Origin of the sequence: Actinomyces sp. HMSC065F12 (genome assembly GCF_001814535.1) — a bacterium.
In the GTDB taxonomy this organism is placed as follows: Bacteria; Actinomycetota; Actinomycetes; order Actinomycetales; family Actinomycetaceae; genus Pauljensenia; species Pauljensenia radingae_A.
In genome coordinates, this window is the sequence record NZ_KV816983.1 from 60,499 (window position 1) to 78,687 (window position 18,189).

An 18,189-nucleotide genomic window follows, 5' to 3' on the forward strand; every position below is an offset into this window, starting at 1 on the left:
ATACGACTGCGGCGCGCCCGATGAGACGCCGCCCAAAGGCCGCACGATCATCTAGGCTAGCGACCATGAACGAGCCTACTGACCTCATCAGCGTGGACGCTGCTGCACAACTGCTGGGTATTGAACCGCGCCGAATCAAGCAACTGGTGCGTGACCGCATCCTGTTCACGGTGCCCGGAGAAGACGGCAAACCTGCCATTCCGCGCGAGATCATCGTCAAGTCCGAAGGCAAGTGGGAGCCGCTGGACACGCTGCCCGGCACGCTGACCGTGCTGGCTGATGGCGGCTTCAGCCCCCGGGAAGCTGTGGCCTGGCTGTATACGCCCGAAGCTGAGCTGGGGCAGACTCCGATGCAGGCCCTCCTCGAAGGGCGTCAGCACAGGGTGAACGCCATCGCCTCTATGCTCGCCTGGTAGTCAGCATCGGCTCCATTTCGCTCAGGAGTGTGCGCGAGTGCTCATCAAGTGCGGCCAGTGCATCGCGCCCCTGCTGCGTCACTGTGTCAATAAGCTGTTCGTGGGGCTGCCGCCCGACTTGCTCGATGATGCCTTGAAGGTCGATTACGCCGTCGGGGCTGCCAATCAGTGTGGCGATCGCATGGCGCTGCTCGGCTGATGCGTGCTCCCATGTCAAAGCCAGCAGTGCCGTTCGTTTACCTTCGATCAGGTCTCCGCCTGCCGGTTTTCCGGTGGTCTGGGGGTCACCGAACACTCCGAGCTCATCGTCGCGCAGTTGGAACGCAATGCCCCACGGTTCGATGACGCGCTGCACTGTCTCGACCATGTCTGCCCGGCCGCCGACAAGCAATCCGAGGACCGTGGGGTGCACAACCGAGTAGCGCGCTGACTTGCGGCGGATAACTTCCATGATGACGTCCAGGTCGAAATGGTCCAGTGCCGGCTGCTCGTTGACAATATCGAGGTACTGGCCGAGGGCGACTTCAGCATGCATGAGAGTGAGCTGGCGTAACACGGCTGGATTCGCAACTCGTGTCGCCGTAAAGTCAGCGGCCGAGAGCAGGAAATCGCCCACCAGAAGTGCGCCGGCTGTTCCAAATTCGCCGGCATCCCCGGTCCACCCCTGGTCTCGATGCATCTGCGCGAAAACAACGTGAGCGGTGGGGCGCCCTCGTCGAGTCTGCGCATGGTCGATCAGATCGTCGTGAGCCAGTGCGGACGCTTGGTAGAGCTCGGCGGCACCTGCCAGGCGCGCAATCGAATCATCACAGTCACCCCACGCGCGACCAGTGGCGAGCGCATACCCCAACATGACCCACAGGCCACGCAAACGCTTCCCACCTGCGATGGCGTCACGTGCGGCAGTAACGAGGGCGTCAGCCGGCTCCTGGGTGGGGCCGAGGGTGTTGATCAGGTCGGTGAGCGCGGCTTGGGTGTGGTCTCCAATGCGCTCCACCATGTCGCCTACTGTGAGATTCTCCATGCGCCAAGCGTATCGAATGAAGTGCTTCTAAGATACAAACATCCGCTGGAACAAAGGATTGACCGATATGGCAATTGTGTTGAGCTATCACGGTAACCGTGAATCGGAAGCAGCTTTGCAGGAAGCGTTGAGGCTCGCTGATGTCAGGCGTACATCTGTGGTCGTGGTGTTGGCACGTCGAGAAAGTGAAGATGACGCCCGCACCGCTGAAGATGCCGAGGAGCTGTTGTGGTCGCATCTGCGCCATGCCGACATTCCCTTTGAAATCCGCCACACGCAGCATGAGCAGGAAGTAGCCGACGCGGTCTTGGATGCGGCAGAGGAAATTTCGGCCGACTTGATTGTGCTGGGGCTTCGGCCGGGCGGGTCCGGGCGCACCACGGTCGGCCCGAATGCCTCGCGCATCTTGCTGGATGCCCCGTGCCCAGTGGTAACGACCACTACACACCGGTGATTATTGTTTCCAACGGGCGTTTTGTCGGGGACGGATTATAATGGTTCAGGTTCTTTCACACCAGTGTATGAAGCAGATCTGAGGAAGGGAATCAGCGTGAGCGCAACCCGCCCCAAGAAGGCAACGGCCGAAACGGCCGCGTCAAGCGACTCGAAGAAGGCCGCGCCTCAGTCGAAGTCGACCGCAAAGAAAAAAAAGAGCACAACTGCCAAAAAGACGACAACTGCTAAGAAGTCAGCGACCGCTAAAAAGCCCGCGACTGCGAAGAAGACGACTAAGAAGCCCGCGACTGCGAAGAAGACGACGACCCGTAAGAGCGCTGCCAGGAAGTCCACAACGTCGAAGCGCACCGCCATCAAGAAGACCAATGAGAAGCCCAGGAAATCGGTTCAGGCGCACGACGAAGAAGAAGAGATGCCTGAAGATGACGACATTGATGACTCGAACATTGATCTGAGCAACGAGGAAGAAATCGACGTCGATGAGGCGGATGATGATTCGGACGATTCATCCGAATCAGACAATGAGCCTGAAGAGGAGGACGAGGACGACGCGAAAGGGGCTGCTGCGGATCTGCGGGAGCGCACCTCTCAGGGCATCCATACGCGCGGCGGGTTTGTCGTATCCGACTCTGATGAGACCGATGAGCCTGTCCAGAAAGTCACCGTGGCAGGCGCTACTGCCGATCCGGTCAAGGACTACCTCAAGCAGATCGGTAAAGTCTCCCTGCTGAACGCGGAGCAGGAGGTGGACCTGGCGCGGCGCATTGAAGCCGGCCTGTACGCCGAATACAAGCTCAAGAACGAGTCGGACACGATGACGTCGAAGGCGCGTCGTGAGCTCCACTTCATTGCACAGGACGGCCAGAACGCCAAGAACCACCTGCTGGAAGCTAATTTGCGTCTGGTGGTCTCACTGGCCAAGCGATACACGGGCCGTGGGATGCAGTTCCTGGATCTGATCCAGGAAGGAAACCTCGGTCTGATCCGTGCGGTCGAGAAGTTCGATTACACGAAGGGCTATAAGTTCTCCACGTATGCCACGTGGTGGATCCGTCAGGCTATCACCCGAGCGATGGCTGACCAGGCGCGCACGATCCGCATCCCGGTTCACATGGTGGAAGTCATCAACAAGCTGGCCCGCGTTCAGCGTCAGATGCTGCAGGATCTGGGCCGCGAACCTACCCCGGAAGAATTGGCCAAAGAGCTGGATATGACGCCGGAGAAGGTTGTCGAGGTTCAGAAGTACGGTCGTGAGCCGATTTCACTGCACACACCTCTGGGTGAAGATGGCGACTCAGAATTTGGAGACCTCATTGAAGACTCCGAAGCGGTCGTTCCAGCCGATGCCGTTTCCTTCACGCTGCTGCAGGAACAGCTCCACCGCGTCCTCGATACGTTGTCGGAGCGTGAAGCTGGCGTCGTGTCGATGCGCTTCGGACTGGGTGACGGCCAGCCGAAGACTCTGGACGAAATCGGTAAGGTGTACGGCGTGACGCGTGAACGTATCCGTCAGATCGAATCCAAGACGATGTCGAAGTTGCGCCACCCGTCACGGTCGCAGGTTCTGCGCGATTACTTGGACTGATCCATCAGGTGGCGCTCGTCGTCGATGCGCAGTGCGGAATCCCGCAGGGCGTCCATGTGAAGGCGAGCGTGGTGTGCGCAGAACAGGAGTGGCCCTGAGGCCATAGTGACGCGCACCCATGCACGGGCGCCGCATGCGTCGCATCGGTCTACTGCGCGCAATGTCGGTTCCGTCGTGTCTGGTCGTGTCAGTGTCGCTGCGTTCATGGTTCCATCACAGCACACCGGTCGCTCGCCGTGCATCTTCTTTCGCCAGTGGCACAATCTCGGCGGTGTAATCCAGGAGCTTGCGGTGTTGCACCCTAAAATAGGGTGGTGAGTTCAGACGCTTCAACCTATTCCGCACGGCACCTGTCAGTCCTGGAGGGGCTGGAAGCTGTGCGCAAACGCCCCGGCATGTATATCGGATCCACCGATCACAGGGGGTTGATGCACTGCCTGTGGGAAATCATCGATAACGCAGTCGATGAAGCGCTTGAAGGGTACTGTGACCGCATCGAAGTGCGCTTGCACCCGGATCATTCCGCATCTGTCCACGACAATGGTCGAGGCGTCCCTGTCGACACGGTTCCATCAGTTGGCTTGTCCGGCGTGGAAGTGGTGTACACGAAGCTGCACGCAGGCGGTAAGTTCGGCGGCGGCTCCTACGCCTCGTCCGGCGGTTTGCACGGCGTGGGCGCATCTGTCGTCAACGCCTTATCCGCACGTATGGATGTGCAGGTCGACCGCTCCTCGAAGACCTATCAGATGTGCTTCAGACGCGGCGAACCAGGGGAGTTTGATGATTCGCGCCAGCGCACCCCGAACTCACCGTTCAGCCCCTATACGCAATCCTCGCGCCTGCAAACTGTCGGTAAAGTCAAGCGCGGTGTGACAGGCACGCGCGTGCGTTTCTGGGCAGATTTTCAGATCTTTCCTTCCTCTGAAGGCTTTTCGTGGGACAACCTGGTTGCCCGTGCACGCCAGACCGCGTTCCTCGTTCCCGGCCTGACGATCGCCTGCTGGGATGAGCGCACCACTAACGAGGACGGCGAACCGCTGCACGAAGAATTCCGTTTTGACGGCGGCGTCGTTGACTTCGTTGACTGGCTTTCCACCGACGGGCCTGTCACCGCAACGTGGCATGTCACCGGCGAGGGAACCTATAACGAAACCGTCCAGCAACTCGATCCTGACACCGGACACCTCGCACCTGTCGAAGTGGAGCGCACCTGCCAGGTGGATTGCGCATTGAGGTGGGGAATTGGCTACGACACTCAGGTGCAGTCTTTCGTCAACATTATTGCCACACCGAAAGGCGGCACTCATCTGGCCGGTTTCGACCAGGCACTGTTGAAAGTGATGCGCGCCCACGTTGAGAAGAACGCGCGCCGCCTGAAAGTGACGGCCAAGGACGGTCGCCTGGAGAAGGACGATGTCATGGCGGGGCTGACCGCTGTGGTGACTGTGCGATTCCCCGAGCCGCAATTTGAAGGCCAGACCAAGGAAGTTTTGGGTACTCCGCAGATCCGCACCGTCGTCAACCGCGTGGTGACCGACGCTCTGGAATCCACGTTGAAATCCAGTAAGCGCGACGTGAAGCAACAGGTGCAGGCTCTGGCTGAGAAAGTCGTGGGTGAGATGAAGGCGCGTGTGTCGGCGCGTGTTCACAAGGAAATTTCGCGGCGCAAGAACGCTCTTGAAACATCGTCCCTGCCTGCCAAGCTGGCAGACTGCCGCTCCGAAGATGTCGAGCACTGCGAACTGTTCATCGTCGAGGGCGACTCGGCACTGGGCACCGCGAAAGCGGCGCGAGATTCACGCTTCCAGGCACTGTTCCCCATTCGTGGCAAGATCCTCAACACGCAGAAAGCATCGACTGCTGAGATGCTCTCCAATGCTGAATGCGCGAACATTATCCAGGTCATCGGTGCTGGCTCCGGCCGCACATTCGACATTGACCAGGCACGGTACGGCAAAGTCATCCTCATGACGGATGCGGACGTCGATGGCGCGCACATCCGCACGCTGCTCCTGACGCTCTTTTTCCGCTACATGCGTCCGATGGTGGAAAGCGGGCGAGTGTACGCGGCCGTGCCGCCGCTGCATCGCATCGAGCTGCCCGCACACGGCAAGAAGCCACGAGATTACGTGTACACCTATTCCGAAGAGGAACTGCACAGCACACTGCGTGAGCTCAGGAAAGTACGGCGCACATGGAAGGAACCTATTCAGCGTTACAAGGGCCTGGGCGAGATGGATGCTGACCAGTTGGCTGAAACCACGATGGATCCGCGTCACCGTTCTCTTCGACGTGTCACGCTGGCCGACGAAGAGGCATTGCGTGAAGCTGAGGACGTGTTCGAATTGCTCATGGGGTCGGTGGTCGCCCCGCGGCGTGACTTCATCGTCGAGGGTGCACATCAGGTTGATCGTGAGCGAATTGACGCGTGAGCCAGCTCATCCGATTCTGAATAGGACTGAAGTCTCGGTAAAGTAGAGATATGACTGGTTTGGCTGATCGAGTCTGTCCACCTGCACAGGCTTCTTACCCGGGTCCTCACCTGGGACTTCGATGGCGTTCGATTCTTCCTCAGGACGGTCCCGCCGTGTACCGACTGATCCTCGAAATCGAAGATCATGACCATGCCATCCACCGCACGTCGCTTCGCGACGTTGCGGATATGATCGCCGGCTGCACGGAAACCGACTGGCTGGACGTCATCGTCGGATTGGATGCGCAGCGCACGATTGTTGCCATTGCATCTGTTCGTGTCATGGGTAACCTCGACGGCGTGGCCACAGCCATCGTCAACGCGTTCGTTCATCCGCATTGGCGAGGGCGAGGCATCGGCCGCTCACTGTTGTACTGGCAGGACGCACGTGCCCGCCAGATGCTGGTCGAACACTTCGGGGCCGATTCGGATGCGCCCGCCTACATCGCCAACGGTGTCGATTCGCATATGACGGATCGCCGTAGGCTCTACATCGCCGCAGGCTATTACGCCTGCCGCACATTCCAGCTTATGTACCGCGAGCTTGAAGGCTCCGAGCAGCTGCCCACCCCGCGCGACGGCTACACGATTGTTCCGTGGGGCTCGGTGCCGACCGAACAGGTCAAAGCGCTCCACATGGATGTCTTTACCGCTCACTTCTGGCCGCATTTTCGCGAGCAGTGGTGGAACGAGGCAATGGATGAACTGGTTCCGTCATGGTCATGCCTGGCGCTTTCCCCTTCCGGTGAACTTGCAGGCTATCTGACTGTTGGCAGGCCTGATCTGAGATGGGTCCTGGAGGGACGCAAGGAAGCGTATGCGACACTGTTAGGGGTCAACCCGGATCACCGCGGGCACGGTTTGGCGGGCTTGCTCCTGCGCACCGCGATCGTGGCGGCGTCCCGCGCGGGGATGACGCGTTTCGGTCTGGATGTGGACACACACAACGCGTCACATGCTCACGAGATCTACGAGCATTACGGGTTCGTGGACGAGCGAGCGGAAGTTGTGTATGCGATTGAGCACTAGATCAGAAGGAGGCAGCAGTGGTTGAGCGCGACTCGGACATCGTGACATGGAGAGCTCTCACGCCTGATCATGCTGTCGCACTGGCCGATCTGATTGCATGCATTGAGCGTGTCGACGATCCTCCATACCGCACAAGCCTCGACGAAATTGTCGAGTTGCTGTCCAACATGTCCAAGTGGCGTGGCGTCATTGGCGAGCTCAATGAGACAGGCACGTATGTCGCATTCTCGATTATCACCACGCGTTTCGTGGGTGTGCCTGAGTGCGTGTGCCAGGGCGGCGTTCACCCGGATTTTCGCCGCCGAGGCATTGGCCGCTCGCTCATCGAATGGCAAACCCGCACCTCGACCGAGATACTCCGTGTCCTCGCGGAGCGCAAGGAATTACCGGACGATGAACCCGTGGGAGTTCATGTTCCGCACGTCGAAACCGGCATGGACACGCCTGACAGTGATGTCATCGGTCGTATCGTGACGCACGTGGATATGGGGCACGAGGAACTCGAGGAACACCTGCGTGAACTCGACTACCACTGGTCGAACACGTATTTTGAACTGCGCGCAGATTTGGAATCAGTGCCGCAGATGCCGGAGTTGAACGCCTACCTGCAGGTCGCACCGTGGGATGACATGTGGGAGGACCCGGTTCGCCGTGCCGCTAACCGTCTGGCTGACCAGGAATGGGGGAGGCCCCCTCAGTCAATGGAGCAGTGGCTGATGGGGCGCACCGCGTTCGCGCCGCAGTGGTCGTTTGTCGCCCTCGACCGTTCAGGTGACCGCCCGCAGGTGGCGGGTTTCCTGTTGGCCTCGCGCTACGAACAGGACTGGGCGGCACTGGGATGGTCAGAAGGGTACATCGACCAGATGGGCGTGCTCGAAAAGTGGCGTAATGCCGGCGTTGTCGAGGCGTTGATCATTGCCTCCATGCGTGCGCAAAAAGACGACGACATGGATAAGACGGGAGCCGGACTGGGATCGGCTAACCACTCAGGAGCACTGGCCGTCTACGACGGGCTTGGTTTTCACGTGGTGGGCGAATCTCGGCTGTACGCCTTGGATGTCTAACCGATTGTTGCTATCGCGTGCTTGATGGGCTGGCCGGAGCCGTCGCGACGCTCATCAAGCTCGGGCAGGTCCGTGGGCTGACCGTTCGCTGAAGCTGCCCGAGGCGGGCGAGGCCCGACCCACGCAGTGTCCAGGCGTGCTTCTCCACGCAGGAAACGGTGCGCGCGAACGCCTTGCGTGCCGCGGCCCTTCATCGGGAAGACCTCAAAGGGGCTGACTTTGACGGTTGTCTGACCGGTGCCGGGCAGTGCGCCTTCAGCTCCCGCAACCGTGACCACGCACGCTTCACTCGGATCAGCAACGACCCATAAGCCGATCACCTCGGCATCTGCTGCCAGCTTGATGCCAGCAACACCACCGCCGGTTCGTCCCTGCGGACGTACCTTCGACGCATCGATGCGCAGCAAGTGAGCATCTGAGGTGACGAATGCGATTTCGTCTGAGTCGTCGCACACATCGAAGCCAACCAGGTGGTCGCCCTCGTCCAGCGAAATAACCTCCCACGAATCGCGTTGCAGCACGTCAGGGCGCAGACGCTTGACCACGCCGTGCGCCGTGCCCATCGCCATGATTGCGTCGCCGGTCGGATCGATCAACCCAACGGGCGTTTCCTCAGAGTGCACAAGCAGTCCGGCAGGTGTTGCCGCAGCGAAGGACAAGCCGGTGTCAAAGCGCGGCAGTCCAGGCAAGTCCACGACATCGATGCGGTGCGCAACACCATCGCTCATCACCACGGCCACCTGCGAGCGGGTAGTCGTCGGGATCTGCATCTTCCAGCCATCGAAACTGGCACGCGCGCCGCGTTCGAGCACGTCACCGCCCTCCACCCGGGCCAGTCCGCCAGTTGCCGTCAGCACCACCACGCACGGCTCGTCCGGTATCTCAAGAGCAGGGGCAGATGATGATCCACTCTGCGGAGCAGATGCGGCCAAAACGGTGTCGCCCTCGCCGGCCGATGCGAGCAGTAATGTGCGCCGAGGAGTGCTCAGGCGGGCGGACACTTCCTGCAGATCTGATTTGACCATGTCGCGCAGCAGCTCATCGGAGCCGAGGACTTCTTCGAGTTCAGCGATTTTCGCGCGCAAGTCATCCCGCTCAGCTTCCAGTTCGATGCGCGAGAATTTCGTCAGGCGTCGCAGGCGCAATTCCAGAATGTAATTGGCCTGCGCTTCACTCAGATCAAAGGCCATCATGAGGCGCTGGCGCGCTGAGTCGACGTCGTCGGATGAACGGATAATGGCGATAACGTCATCAATATCGGCGATCGCGATCAGCAGGCCTTCAACCAGGTGCAGGCGCTCTTGCCATTTGCCCACGCGGAAGCGGCTGCGACGCGTGGTGACCTCGATGCGATGGTCGATAAAGACCTGCAGCATTGCCTTGAGCGACATTGTCTGCGGCTGCCCGTGAACCAGTGCGACGGCGTTGACAGCGAACGATTCTTCCAAGGGCGTGCGCTTGTACAGTTGCATGAGGACGGCCTCGGGGTTGAAACCATTTTTGATTTCAACGACCAGACGCAAGCCGTGGTGGCGATCCGTGAGGTTTTGAACCGCGGAAATTCCCTTGAGTTTGCCAGAGGAAACGCTGTCCTTGATTTTCTCCATGACGCGTTCAGGGCCGACCATGTAGGGCAGCTCCGTGATCACCAGTCCGCGCTTGCGGGCAGTGACACGTTCAATCGACACTTTCGCGCGGGTCTTAAAAGATCCGCGACCGGTCTCGTAGGCTTCGCGGATTCCGTCCAACCCTACGATGACGCCGCCTTCAGGCAAGTCCGGTCCGGGCACGTAGCGCATCAGGTCATCGACGGTGGCATCCGGATTGTCGAGCAGGTAGATGCACGCGGCAATAGCTTCACCCAGATTGTGCGGTGCAATGTTGGTCGCCATGCCGACGGCAATGCCGGACGAGCCATTGACAAGCAGCTGTGGGAAACCGGCGGGCAATACGTCCGGCTGCATGAACTGGTTGTCATAGTTGGGAACGAAGTCAACGGTGTCCTCGTCCAGGCCTGCCGTCAGATCCAGCGCGGCAGGAGCCAGGCGTGCTTCGGTGTATCGAGGGGCTGCCGGCCCGTCATCGAGTGAACCGAAGTTACCGTGACCATCGACGAGGGGAACCCGCAGGTTGAACGACTGCGCCAGACGCACCAGCGCGTCGTAGATAGCGGAATCTCCGTGCGGGTGGAGCTTACCCATCACTTCACCCACAACGCGCTGAGACTTGACATGGCCCTTGTCGGGCCGCAGTCCCATCTGTTCCATCTGGTACAGAATGCGTCGCTGGACGGGCTTGAGTCCGTCACGGGCATCAGGCAGTGCGCGCGCATAGATCACCGAGTACGCGTATTCGAGGAACGACCCCCGCATTTCTTCGGAGACATCAATCTCAGAGATGGATTCTTCAAAGTCCTCCAAACGAGGCGTGGTCGTGCGTCGCATGTTCGCATTGTGCCGCGAACCACCTGTGGAAAGACGCTTCCCACGCCGCAACAAGGCACAATTGGAGAATGGACACACACGCTTCAATCCGGCAGCACGGCTTCTATCCGTCCCTCGTGATACGCGCCTTGGATCGCGTTCTCGGCGACGAAGAACCGCTGGCTATGGTGTCTCAGCTGGAGGCGGCGTTTGACCGTTCCAGCATGTTCCGCCACCTCACGGTTGCCGTTCTGACACCGACCACGTTGATCCAGATCCACGTTGACGAACTGGACCGGGGTGGCGCCATGACGAACACGATCATCACCCCGACCACTCGCATCCACGGAGCTTCACTCACTGAGGTTGTAACCGACGCGATCCATGATGGCGGCAGTCAGCTGAGCGAGCTGACCATGGCGATCAACTGCGGCAGTCAGCGTCGCGGTGAAGTGGAGCTCAACCAGTGCGATGACCCGCAGTGCACCGCTGACCACGGCTTCACCGTCCACACCTTCCCGGAGGATTTCTCGATGCGTTTTTCGGCCGCCGCTGATGGCGAGGCCGCCCTCGCCAATGCTGAACGATTCGTCGACGCGACACTCCAGGTCATCAAGGAGAATCATGCGCATTAACGAGGGCGACCCGCACCTGCCTGGTCCGAGCGATCTGCGCATCACTGACGTCTTGGGCCGGTGGATCGACGGTGTGGGACGGTCGTATGAGCAGATGGTGGTGATCCTGGCTGATGGTCTGGGGGCGGTGCCGCTGGCGGATCACTTCGGCCATGCGAGCGTGCTGCGCGGATACCGCGATGAGATCGAGCAGGCTTTCACCACTGTTCCCTCGACAACAGCCGCAGCGATCACCTCATTCGCGACGGGAGCGCTCCCTGGCGCCACGCGTATGGTGGGATACTCGGTGGCGTATCGGGGCAGGGCAATGAATCTGCTGGCCTTCGAGAACGGACCGGATCCGACAGTCTGGCAGGAAGTACCCACCCATTTCGAGCGCCTGGCAGATCGCTCAGTGTCCTCAGCTGTGATTTCACCTCCGAGCTTTGCCGGCTCAGGTTTGACTCTGGCCGCGTTGCGCGGGGCGCGTCATGTGGGCGCGGTATCGATGCAGGAGCGCATTGACGCTGCAATGTGCGAACTGCAGGCAGGCACCCACATCGTCTATTTCTACTGGTCAGATATCGACCACGAGGGCCACAGGCATGGCGTCAATTCCGAGCAGTGGCGCCGCGCGCTTGAAGAGTTCGATGCGGGTATCGGGCATCTGCTGACGCGCATTTCTCATATGCGTTCGGCCGATCGAATCGCCGTGATGCTCACCGCTGATCACGGAATGGTGGATGTGCACCCCGATGATCTGATCGACGTGGCGCACACGCCTGAATTGCGCGAGGGGGTCGAGCTGATCGCGGGTGAAACACGCTCGGTTCACCTGCACGCGCAGCCGGGTCGAGCCGCGGAAGTCCTCGCCCGGTGGGAGGAGTATCTGGGTGAGCGTGCCTGGATCGTGCCGGCGGACGCGTTACCAGGCGTGATAGGTGAGGGGCCAGGCGTGCAGGTTGTCGGTGATGCGATGGTGATGTCGCGCGGCGGGTACGGCATCGTGGATTCTCGTGTGCAAAGTGAGGGCGCAATGGCGCTGATCGGGGTGCATGGGTCAATGACCGAGGCTGAAATGATGGTGCCGGTCGTGCGCCTCGCTTAGGATTTTGAGCCGAAAACGATCTCATCCCAACTGGGTACCGAGCGGCGACGCGTGTTTTTCTTTGGTGCTTCAGCCTTAGGCTCAAGGTCTTCCATGCCGGGAAGCGCCGAGGTTTGCGGCTCGTCGGGCTGTTCGGCGGTGGGCGTTGCCATCACGGAACTCCACAGATCCCGGGAGGTCCCCGGCGCCGTCGAGGGTGCCTCTTCTTCGGGTGTTTCGGTCACGATGTCATCATCGTGGGGGTCGATCACTCCGGTCTCCATCGGTTCGGGTTCTGTCGTGTGCGTGCGTGAGCGAGCCAGGGAGTAAATGCGCGCTGACAGTGAATCGCGCTGGACGCGCTCATCTGGATCCTCAGTGTCGTCACCTTCACCGTCGATCACAATTTCCTGACGCTTGCCGCGTTGAGCGTTGAGCTGGTCGAGCAGCTCGTCATTGACCGGCGTGGGAGCCGGCTCGCTGTCATCTTCGGGATGCAGGGGAGTGAAGACAGCAGAGACAGGGGAAGATGGAGTGGCGTTCTCGGTGAGCCACCGGGCTTCCTGATCGATTGCTTCCGCGCTGGATTCGGAATGATCCATGCGCCAATGTGCGGCGTGTTCGGCTGCGCCCTGAATGAACGTCACGAAGACTTCCCACGGGCCGTCCTGCTCACGCCTGGCTGACCAGATGATTGATTCGGGATCCACTCCGCGAGCCGCCAAGCGGTCGACAACGAGGTCACCCATCAGAGGTGAATCCTTTTCGCCACCCACATGCGATTCGCGTGCACGCTGAATGGCCCACGCTTTTTCTGCGTCGATCGGTGCTTCGAAACGCTCAATCAGCGCGATATCCGTATCGTATTCAGTGGCGATTTCTGATGCTGACATGCCTGAGCGCAGGAGTGCCTGAATGTCACGCGGACGCAGAGCCCTGGATTGGATGGGTTCAACTCGGGGACGTCCACGGCGAACTGACGCGCGCAATTCGTCAGTGACTGCCACGCGGTAACGTTCACCGTCTGCGTCGGTGAAAATCAGCGATTCATTGTCACTGCCGACACCGAGCAGCTCAAGATCGATCATGAAAACCTCCCGAATACACCTGATTGAAATCGTCTCAAAGAAGAGTGAAGATCGGTGGCGCTTGGCGCGCGTGTCTAGTAAACGATCGGAATAAAACAGTGTCAGTATGGACGCCATAATGCGCAGAAGCGCAATGAGTGTTACTATCCCTGCGCTGAGCAAGATTTGACCCGCAGGCTGTGCGAGGAGGAGGAACCGTGGCAACTGACTACGATGCCCCACGTAAAAACGACGACGATGTGGCGGAAGATTCCATCGAAGAATTGAAGGCTCGCCGCAAGGACGCCGGTTCGAATGAGGTAGACGAGGACGAAAACGAGGCGGCGGAGAATTTTGAGCTGCCGGGCGCCGACCTGTCGAAAGAAGAACTGACTGTGCATGTGGTTCCTCGCCAGGATGATGAGTTCACGTGTACGAGCTGCTTCCTGGTCCATCACGCATCGCAGCTGGCTTATGTTGATGACAACGGTCAGCCTGTGTGCACGGAGTGTGCTGGGTAGCTATGGGCTGGTTGAAACGTCGACGTCGCGATGATGAAGAGCAGGTCGAACAGCACGCACACGACGAGTCACAGGACAAGCGGCAGGCCGGTGATGACGCGGAGATCTGGGATGAGCCAGGTCCGCGCACTGCCGAGGACGTGGACGTCTCCCAAGGGTATGTCGACCTGGGTGCGCTGAAGATTCCGGCGATCAAGGGCATGCAGCTGCGCACGCAGCTGGCTGACGACAAGCGCACCGTGTTGCGCGTGTTGATCGTGCTGGGCAATTCGGGCCTGCAGATTTCAATCGCCGCCGCTCCGCGTTCCGGTGGAGTGTGGGACGAGGTGCGCGAAGAGATTCGTGAATCGCTGACATCCAACGGCGCCAGCGTGGAGGACGCTGAGACGCGCTATGGCGCCGAGCTGCTGGCTGACATGCCGGTGACCTTGCCGGATGGTTCAAAAGCGACGTCACGGATGCGCATCATTGGCCGTGAGGGTCCGCGCTGGTTTGCGCGCATTGATGTGTTGGGGCCTGCAGCTCAGTCAAGCGAAGCGGGCGAAGGAATTGAGAAGGTGATTGATCGCCTCGTGGTTGAGCGTGATGACCGTCCCCGCGCGCGCCTTGACCTGCTGCCGATGCATGTTCCTGACAATGCCGTTCAAGCGCCGATTGTGCCGCAATGAGTGACCCGAGCGAGGTTTTCCCGAAGCGCTCGTGGTGGCATAGATTGAGCGACGCGTGGCATTTTTCGACCCCTGAAGCGACTGAGGCCGATGATGAGCAGCGCTCTCAGCGTTCGCGAGGCACTGTGCCGATCAAGGACGTGCGTCCGCGTGAAAAGGTGGTTATTTCGGGTGTTCTGAGATCGGTGACGCTGTATCCGCAGGAGGGTCCTGATCAGCTCGATGCGACGTTGTTCGACGGGACCGGTTCAATCGTGATCAGGTGGCTGGGTCGGTGTGAGATCCCTGGCCTGCGCGTGGGGCACCACGTGGAAATCGAAGGAACTGTAGGTGTTGATCACGGAATCTACGTGATTTCTGACCCGCTGTACCGCCTGCTGGCTGGAGAACATTCGTGAGAGTTGTTGATTCGCTTCAGGACGAGGAATTCTCTGTCTGGTCGGCGTTGGGCGGCTGGCGGGGTATCGTTGAATCGGTCGCTCCGATCATCGTTTTTGTCACGACGTATATTGCGACCCACGAACTGACGTGGCCGCTGATCGCCTCCGGTATTCTCGCGGGCCTCTTCGTCGTTGCACGCCTGGTGTCCGGCCAGCAGATCACCCAGGCACTGTCGGGTGCCATCGGCGTTGCACTGTCGTGCGTGTGGGTGGTGTTCTCCGGTCGAGGGCAGGATTTCTTCATCGTGGGTATCGTCACGGCAGCGGTTCTGAGTGTGGCGTTGCTCGTGTCGATCGTGCTCCGGCTTCCTGCGGTCGAACTTGTGTTGAACATGTTCTGGGAAAAAGGCGCAGTGCCGCGCCGTGTATGCACCACGCTCACGTGGGTGTGGTTCGCACTGTTCTTCATTCGTTTCGCAGTGCAGGTGCCACTGTGGTGGGTAGGCCAGATTGCTGCACTGGGGGTCGCGAAACTCGTACTTGGATTGCCGCTGTTCGCCGTGGCATGTTGGATTACGTGGATGACGCTGAGGCCCTTCGTCTCACTCGCGTCGGTGGAAGAACGTTCGACCGTTGACAACGGTGTAGATGAACCCCAGAGGTGAGTGCCACTTATAAACCCCCGTAGCGACCTGCTCAAGCCTCCAGTGGGCGTGTGTTTTTGCGCGGTGAACGCTTCGCGAGAGTGGACCGAGGTTGTCAAGGCGCGTCTGCCCGGATAGCCCATCTGGATCGAACGCCTGGGTATGGTCGATATCGCAGCTTCGCGAGCGAACATTCGAATACGGGAAGACTTCATAGGGTTCGCGCGTCTGGAGCGCCAGTCGCATATCGCCAGACGGATCATGGCGATCAATCGGCGTGAGAGCCCGCGGATCAAGAACGGGCCGGATCGTGACGCGAGTGTGAGCAAACATCTGCCGCAGCTGTTTCAGCCCGACACTGCCGTGCCCGTCAATCTGCGCGACGGGGGAGTCATCAACGTGGACGATCACAGTGGCAGCAGGCTGGAGTGAGCGCGAAACGGATCCTTCGTCCAGAAGCCTGGCCGCGTAGTGCGGCGTTGCGAGGATACCCAACGCCTGCGAGCGTCGTTCATCGATGTTGAGTTCGTCAGCATCTGCGAGCAATCCAGCTAAACGCGTGATCGTATTGTCCAGTGCAATCGCGTCAGTCGCACTGAGTGTGGCATCGACAGAGGCGATGGAACTGGATTCTTCATGCGTGATCTGAACGCGGCGCGTGGACTGCGCTCGCGCGCATTGCGCGTCGAATTCATCGGGATTAATACGGGCGATGAGGTTGTCAACATGTCGACAGATGCGCGCCTGAGACCAGGCAGCAATAGCCCCGAGGAAGCAGTCAATCTGACGGCAGTCAGCCTGACTGAGCAGCGTCGTGCGCTCAGCGACCGTCATCGCTTTCCACACGGGAACTTCTGCAGCGACAACTTGCTGCCACAGGCACGGCAGTCTAAAACTCAGGTCAAGTAAGGCTCCCATTTCATCGAGCATTTTGGCAGGGGAGAGCCCTAACGCAGCAGATAGCTCAAGGTGTGCGAATTCGGCAATTCGAGGCACGCCCTCACCGGCTCGCTGCACCAGGTCCTGTTCGCCTTCAACAGCTTCACTCACGGCAAGAACAGCGCGGACAACCATCTGGGCACGCCGAGCCTGCGCCACACGCACCGCACGATCCGCGTCGCGGGCAGCGTTGACCAGCTCACGAGCCGTGGCCTCACGAGTGTCACAATCTCCTGCACTTACCGCAATGTCGAACATGTGTTCTATTGTGGCAGTGGGCACGGGCATCTGCGTTCCATCCACAGGCTCACAAGCAGCCCATGAAAGTGATGTACCTCACATTAAGCTGTGGTGTTTGGAGCATCAGCCTGTCCGGTCTCCGGCACAACGCCATTGACCAGCGTCCCCAAATGCTCCAAGTGTTTCCCGCGCTTTTCGGGCACCAGCATCAACAGTTCATCGCCTGATTCGAACACGTCGTCAGGTTGTGGATTCACAGGAATCTGGTCGCGCAGTAACGCCGCCAGGACCGTTCCTGCAGGGAAGTCAACCTGACCGATTCGCTCGCCCACCAGGGGCGAATCCTCCGGAAGGACAATCGCATACATTGCAACATTGGCCTTGTTGAACGTAAACAGCGGGATGGGAGCGCCCTCGGAAACAGCTTCCTCAACCAGGGCGGTCATGATGCGCGGCGTGGACACCGGCACGTCAACACCCCACGCCTCGTTGAAGAGCCATTCATTGCGCGGGTGATTAATACGGGCCACCACGCGCGGCACGCCGAACTCGGTCTTCGCGAGCAGGGAGATCACCAGGTTCGCCTTGTCGTCGCCCGTTGCGGCAACCAGGACATCGGTTTCTCGCACTCCCGCGTCGGCGAGGACGTCCGGTGAGCACGCATCGGCCAGCACCCAGTCCGCATCAGCCACAGTTGCCACACGCATCTGGTCAGGATTGTTGTCGATCAGGGTGACCTCGTGGCCATGATCCAGAAGTTCGAGGGCGACGAAGCGTCCCACTGAGCCAGCACCGGCAATCACGATTTTCATCTAGTTCTCCAATCTCGGTGCAGAGGTGAGCACATTGCGCAGCGCAAGCGAATCTGTGCCTGACACGGCGAAAATCAGCTCATCATGTTCCTGAACGACGAGGTCGTTGCGCGCAGGCTGGATCACGCCCAACCGAGACACAAAGGCGAGTCGCTCGCCGGTCAGTTCCTCAACGACTGGCAGCGGAACGGAGGTCCACGACGGGTCTGGGATAACGTTCACGAGCGACACCAAGCCGGTCGAGTGCGTCCAGGTCACGTGCGCATTTGGCGGCATCATCCAGCGCAGAACAGCCTCGGACGTGCGGCGAACCGCTGCTACCGTGGGGATGCCTAAGCGCTCATACACCGCGGCTCGCGAGGGGTCGTAGATGCGTGCGACCACGCGCTCAACATGGAAAGTCGTGCGAGCTACTCGGGCCGCAATGATGTTTGAATTGTCGCCATTGGAGACCGCGGCGAAAGCGTACGCATCCTTGATGCCCGCCTGACGCAGAGCATCGCGATCCATGCCGACGCCTGTCACACGCCGACCGGAAAAGTCGGATGACAGGCGTCTGAAAGCCTGAGCGTTCATATCAATGACGGCAACTGAATGGCCCTGTTCATCAAGTGTCGAGGCGATCGACGCGCCGACCCGGCCACATCCCATAATTACGAAATGCACAGGTTCAAAGGTACTCGGTTTTCCTGTCGAAAGGGTAGTAGGCTAGACCATCGTGTTGGAGGCTTTTTCTCGCGCCAAGCG

19 protein-coding genes are annotated in these 18,189 nt (G+C 59.9%); 12 read left to right on the forward strand and 7 right to left on the reverse strand.

Features of this window, described 5'->3' with window-relative positions; all coding sequences use genetic code 11:
* Positions 1-65: 65 nt before the first annotated feature.
* The gene (locus tag HMPREF2975_RS06440; protein ID WP_058236558.1) at positions 66-416 is read left to right on the forward strand and encodes an Rv2175c family DNA-binding protein; all 351 of its coding nucleotides are present in this window, start codon (positions 66-68) and stop codon (positions 414-416) included.
* Here HMPREF2975_RS06440 and HMPREF2975_RS06445 read toward each other — a convergent pair.
* A complete protein-coding gene (locus HMPREF2975_RS06445) occupies positions 400-1,440 on the reverse strand; it encodes a polyprenyl synthetase family protein (protein ID WP_070726557.1) in 1,041 nt (346 codons plus the stop codon). The genes HMPREF2975_RS06440 and HMPREF2975_RS06445 overlap by 17 nt on opposite strands.
* Positions 1,441-1,507: 67 nt before the next feature.
* On the opposite strand from HMPREF2975_RS06445, the gene HMPREF2975_RS06450 reads away from it, so the two are divergent.
* Positions 1,508-1,894: a universal stress protein gene (locus HMPREF2975_RS06450; RefSeq protein WP_058236560.1), complete on the forward strand. Its 387-nt coding sequence runs from the start codon at positions 1,508-1,510 to the stop codon at positions 1,892-1,894.
* A 63-nt stretch (positions 1,895-1,957) separates the two neighbouring features.
* Entirely contained in the window at positions 1,958-3,481 is a 1,524-nt protein-coding gene (locus HMPREF2975_RS06455; protein WP_070726559.1) for an RNA polymerase sigma factor, read from the forward strand.
* Here the strand turns inward: HMPREF2975_RS06455 and HMPREF2975_RS06460 are convergent.
* Positions 3,469-3,687: a DUF7455 domain-containing protein gene (locus tag HMPREF2975_RS06460; RefSeq protein WP_058236562.1), complete on the reverse strand. Its 219-nt coding sequence runs from the start codon at positions 3,685-3,687 to the stop codon at positions 3,469-3,471. The genes HMPREF2975_RS06455 and HMPREF2975_RS06460 overlap by 13 nt on opposite strands.
* A gap of 105 nt (positions 3,688-3,792) precedes the next feature.
* On the opposite strand from HMPREF2975_RS06460, the gene HMPREF2975_RS06465 reads away from it, so the two are divergent.
* From HMPREF2975_RS06465 to HMPREF2975_RS06475, 3 genes are read left to right on the forward strand one after another with little or no spacing between them, the layout of a single operon-like run.
* The gene (locus HMPREF2975_RS06465) at positions 3,793-5,913 is read left to right on the forward strand and encodes a DNA gyrase/topoisomerase IV subunit B (RefSeq protein WP_070726560.1); all 2,121 of its coding nucleotides are present in this window, start codon (positions 3,793-3,795) and stop codon (positions 5,911-5,913) included.
* Positions 5,914-5,963: 50 nt separating this feature from the next.
* On the forward strand, positions 5,964-6,983 hold the full coding sequence (locus tag HMPREF2975_RS06470) for a GNAT family N-acetyltransferase (RefSeq protein ID WP_070726562.1): 1,020 nt from the start codon (positions 5,964-5,966) through the stop codon (positions 6,981-6,983).
* A 17-nt stretch (positions 6,984-7,000) separates the two neighbouring features.
* A complete protein-coding gene (locus tag HMPREF2975_RS06475) occupies positions 7,001-8,047 on the forward strand; it encodes a GNAT family N-acetyltransferase (protein ID WP_070726565.1) in 1,047 nt (348 codons plus the stop codon).
* On the opposite strand, the gene HMPREF2975_RS06480 is transcribed toward HMPREF2975_RS06475, so the two are convergent.
* Positions 8,044-10,491, reverse strand: a complete 2,448-nt coding sequence (locus HMPREF2975_RS06480; protein WP_070726567.1) for a DNA gyrase/topoisomerase IV subunit A — start codon at positions 10,489-10,491, stop codon at positions 8,044-8,046. The two genes, HMPREF2975_RS06475 and HMPREF2975_RS06480, sit on opposite strands and share 4 nt — an antisense overlap.
* 68 nt (positions 10,492-10,559) lie before the next feature.
* On the opposite strand from HMPREF2975_RS06480, the gene HMPREF2975_RS06485 reads away from it, so the two are divergent.
* Together HMPREF2975_RS06485 and HMPREF2975_RS06490 are read left to right on the forward strand one after the other, a co-directional pair.
* On the forward strand, positions 10,560-11,105 hold the full coding sequence (locus HMPREF2975_RS06485; RefSeq protein ID WP_058236567.1) for a DUF5998 family protein: 546 nt from the start codon (positions 10,560-10,562) through the stop codon (positions 11,103-11,105).
* On the forward strand, positions 11,095-12,192 hold the full coding sequence (locus HMPREF2975_RS06490) for an alkaline phosphatase family protein (RefSeq protein ID WP_070726569.1): 1,098 nt from the start codon (positions 11,095-11,097) through the stop codon (positions 12,190-12,192). Before HMPREF2975_RS06485 ends, HMPREF2975_RS06490 begins: the two co-directional genes overlap by 11 nt.
* Here the strand turns inward: HMPREF2975_RS06490 and sepH are convergent.
* The gene (gene sepH / locus HMPREF2975_RS06495; protein ID WP_070726571.1) at positions 12,189-13,259 is read right to left on the reverse strand and encodes a septation protein SepH; all 1,071 of its coding nucleotides are present in this window, start codon (positions 13,257-13,259) and stop codon (positions 12,189-12,191) included. The two genes, HMPREF2975_RS06490 and sepH, sit on opposite strands and share 4 nt — an antisense overlap.
* Positions 13,260-13,456: 197 nt before the next feature.
* On the opposite strand from sepH, the gene HMPREF2975_RS06500 reads away from it, so the two are divergent.
* The 4 genes from HMPREF2975_RS06500 to HMPREF2975_RS06515 are packed head-to-tail and all read left to right on the forward strand — an operon-like array spanning position 13,457 to position 15,472.
* On the forward strand, positions 13,457-13,759 hold the full coding sequence (locus HMPREF2975_RS06500; protein ID WP_070726767.1) for a DUF4193 domain-containing protein: 303 nt from the start codon (positions 13,457-13,459) through the stop codon (positions 13,757-13,759).
* 2 nt (positions 13,760-13,761) lie between these two features.
* Positions 13,762-14,427: a DUF3710 domain-containing protein gene (locus HMPREF2975_RS06505; protein ID WP_058236571.1), complete on the forward strand. Its 666-nt coding sequence runs from the start codon at positions 13,762-13,764 to the stop codon at positions 14,425-14,427.
* Positions 14,424-14,825 (forward strand): DNA-binding protein, encoded by a 402-nt coding sequence (locus HMPREF2975_RS06510; protein WP_227469303.1) that lies wholly within the window; start codon positions 14,424-14,426, stop codon positions 14,823-14,825. The genes HMPREF2975_RS06505 and HMPREF2975_RS06510 overlap by 4 nt, the downstream gene beginning before the upstream one ends.
* Positions 14,822-15,472, forward strand: coding sequence for a DUF3159 domain-containing protein (locus HMPREF2975_RS06515; protein WP_058236572.1), 651 nt, complete (start codon positions 14,822-14,824; stop codon positions 15,470-15,472). The genes HMPREF2975_RS06510 and HMPREF2975_RS06515 overlap by 4 nt, the downstream gene beginning before the upstream one ends.
* Here the strand turns inward: HMPREF2975_RS06515 and HMPREF2975_RS06520 are convergent.
* From HMPREF2975_RS06520 to HMPREF2975_RS06530, 3 genes are read right to left on the reverse strand one after another with little or no spacing between them, the layout of a single operon-like run.
* Positions 15,410-16,678, reverse strand: a complete 1,269-nt coding sequence (locus HMPREF2975_RS06520; RefSeq protein WP_141757316.1) for a 13E12 repeat family protein — start codon at positions 16,676-16,678, stop codon at positions 15,410-15,412. The genes HMPREF2975_RS06515 and HMPREF2975_RS06520 overlap by 63 nt on opposite strands.
* 53 nt (positions 16,679-16,731) lie before the next feature.
* The gene (locus HMPREF2975_RS06525; protein WP_058236574.1) at positions 16,732-17,442 is read right to left on the reverse strand and encodes a potassium channel family protein; all 711 of its coding nucleotides are present in this window, start codon (positions 17,440-17,442) and stop codon (positions 16,732-16,734) included.
* Positions 17,443-18,093: a potassium channel family protein gene (locus tag HMPREF2975_RS06530; protein ID WP_058236575.1), complete on the reverse strand. Its 651-nt coding sequence runs from the start codon at positions 18,091-18,093 to the stop codon at positions 17,443-17,445.
* Between the last annotated feature and the right edge of the window lie 96 nt (positions 18,094-18,189).